The following is a 2488-nucleotide window of genomic DNA, read 5'->3' on the forward strand; positions in this document are numbered from 1 at the left end:
GGCGGACAGCGCGGCGGGCAATTCGATCCGCCGCCACTGCCAAGGGCATTGCACAGGCAGAATTGGTTCGAGCGGAGCTGGCACGGACGCAGCGGGTGGTGCGCCCGGGCTGGTCGGCAATCGATGTTGCGCCCGGGGCACGCGTCACGCTGGCCGGTGAGACGGGCCAGTGGCGCGTGGTCGAGACGCGGGTCGAGGCGGGAGATGTCGCGCTGGTGCTGACTCCGATTGCCCCGCCCGGACGATCCGCGTCGGCCAGCCCCGGGCGGGTCAGCCCGGCACCCGACCGGGTCCATGGCGCGACCCGGTTGTACGGATTCGAGATCCCGCACGTCGGCGAGGGGCTGCTGAGCGGTCCCCGGCTGATGATCGCGGCGTGCGGAACGTCGCCCGGCTGGCGCAGGGCGGCATTGGCGCTGAGCAGCGATGATGGCGGGCGGTGGGAGGCGATCGGCGGGACTGCTGCGCCTGCTGTGATGGGGACCGTCGTGGCGACTGCCGGGCCGGCCAGCGCGTTGATCGAGGACAGGAAATCGGCGCTGGTGATCGACCTCTCACAGTCCGCGATGGAGCTGACCGACGCGTCGCCCGATGCGCTGGACGCCGGGGCCAATCTCGCGCTGGTCGGGGACGAGCTGATCCAGTTCGGGCGCGCCGAGCCCATGGGCGACGGGCGCTGGACGCTCACCCGGCTGTGGCGCGGGCGGCGCGGGACCGAAGATGCGATCGGTGCGATGGCGGCGGGCGATCGATTCGTGTTGCTCACGCCCGACACGCTCGCCCTGCAGGACGGACTCGGCGCCGTGGGCGGACGGCTGACGGTGATGGCAACGGGCGTCGGCGATGCCGAGCCGGTCACGGTTGCTGTACCCATGACGGGACGGTCGGCGACTCCGCCGGCTCCGGTGGCGCTGCATGCCAAAGCCGTTGCGGGTGGGCGGTTGCTGCGCTGGACGCGGCGCAGCCGGGTCGGGTGGCGCTGGAGCGACGGCACCGACTCGCCGCTGGGCGAAAGCGCCGAACGCTATCAACTGCGGATCACCGTTCCCGGCCAGCCCGACAGCGTTGTGATGAGCGACGCGCCCGAATGGCTGCTGACCGGGGCGGACGCGGCGACGGTCGCGGTCCGCCAGGCGGGTGACCATGGCCTGTCACCGCCGGCCAACCTGATTCTCGATGCGATGGAGTGACGATCGATGACCACGACTCCCCGATTCGCGCTGCCCCTGCTGCATGCCGGACAGGCGCAAAAGGAACTGTTCCACAATGAGGCAGTGGCGGGAATCGACGCGCTGCTGCATCCGGAGGTTCAGGCGGTCGGCACCGATGTGCCGCCCGCGACCCCCGAGCCCGGCCAGGCATGGATCGTAGGCACAGCGCCCACCGGCGACTGGGCGGGACATGGCGATGAAATCGCGTGCTGGACCGACGGCGGCTGGCGCTTTGCCGTGCCACGGACCGGCATGACGGTTTGGGCCGAATCGCTGACCCAGCCGGTGCGATACCGTGCGGGGACCGGGTGGGAGATCGGCGTCATCGCCGCCCGCCGGATCGAGGTGGACGGGGTCCAGGTGATCGGCGCACGGGGCGAGGCAGTTGCCACGCCCGCTGGCGGTGCTATCGTCGATGACCAAGCGCGCGCCGCCATCGCGGGGATCCTCGATGCGCTGCGGGCACACGGACTGATCGCTAGCGCCGAACTGTGACGTTGCGGCAACAGTCCCCGGATTTTGTTCGCTTGCGCGGAAACTTTCCAGCGGTTAGGAAGTTAGCGCTGTCCGAAGTGGCAACTAAGAAAGGGGATTAAGATGCGGAAGCTTGCCGTAACTCTGGCACTTGCTTCGACCGCGCTCACCACGCCCGCCCTCGCACGCGACGACGCGTGGTATGTGGGCGTCGAAGGCGGTGCGATGATCGTCGAAGACATTGATTACGACATCGGCGCCACGGCGTCCGCTGGCACCGTCGACCATGACTATGGCTTCGACGTTGGTGGCACGATCGGTTACGACTTCGGCGGTTTCCGCGCCGAGGCCGAAGTCAGCTACAAGCGTGCAACGGTCGACGGCTATCGCTCGTCGCTCACCACGCCGTACTACACGACCACCCTTGCGCTGGCGAACATCGCACCGGGCAACTACACCTATGCGGGCGGCACCTCGAGTGCGCTCAGCTTCATGATCAACGGCATGCTCGACTTCGGCGACGATGACGGCCTTCAGGGCTTCATCGGCGGCGGTGCGGGCGTGGCGCGCGTCAAGGCTGACTATGCGCTCAACACCCGCGGCGCGTTCCTGGATGACTCCGACACCGTCTTCGCCTGGCAGGCGATTGCGGGTCTGCGTCAGCCGGTGACCGACAACATCGACGTCTCGCTGAAGTATCGCTTCTTCAACGCGGACAATGTTCGCCTGGTCGACGTGACCGGTCGCGTGTTCGATGGCCGTTATCGTTCGCACAGCCTGCTCGGTGGTGTGACGTTCAACTT

The 2488-nt window shown here is 68.3% G+C and carries 3 protein-coding genes; all 3 read left to right on the forward strand.

Annotation, left to right across the window (positions count from 1 at the left end; translation table 11 throughout):
* The coding region (locus AX681_RS16900) for a GTA baseplate fiber-binding domain-containing protein (RefSeq protein ID WP_443026349.1) at nt 1–1190 on the forward strand (1190 nt) is incomplete at its 5' end.
* A gap of 6 nt (nt 1191–1196) precedes the next feature.
* Nucleotides 1197–1706, forward strand: coding sequence for a DUF2793 domain-containing protein (locus AX681_RS16905; protein WP_066657039.1), 510 nt, complete (start codon nt 1197–1199; stop codon nt 1704–1706).
* A 102-nt stretch (nt 1707–1808) separates the two neighbouring features.
* Nucleotides 1809–2488: outer membrane protein (locus tag AX681_RS16910; protein WP_156456127.1), on the forward strand; the 680-nt coding region annotated here is incomplete at its 3' end.

The sequence above is a fragment of the Sphingomonas sp. CCH9-E2 genome, from assembly GCF_001557215.1.
In the GTDB taxonomy this organism is placed as follows: domain Bacteria; phylum Pseudomonadota; class Alphaproteobacteria; order Sphingomonadales; family Sphingomonadaceae; genus Sphingomonas.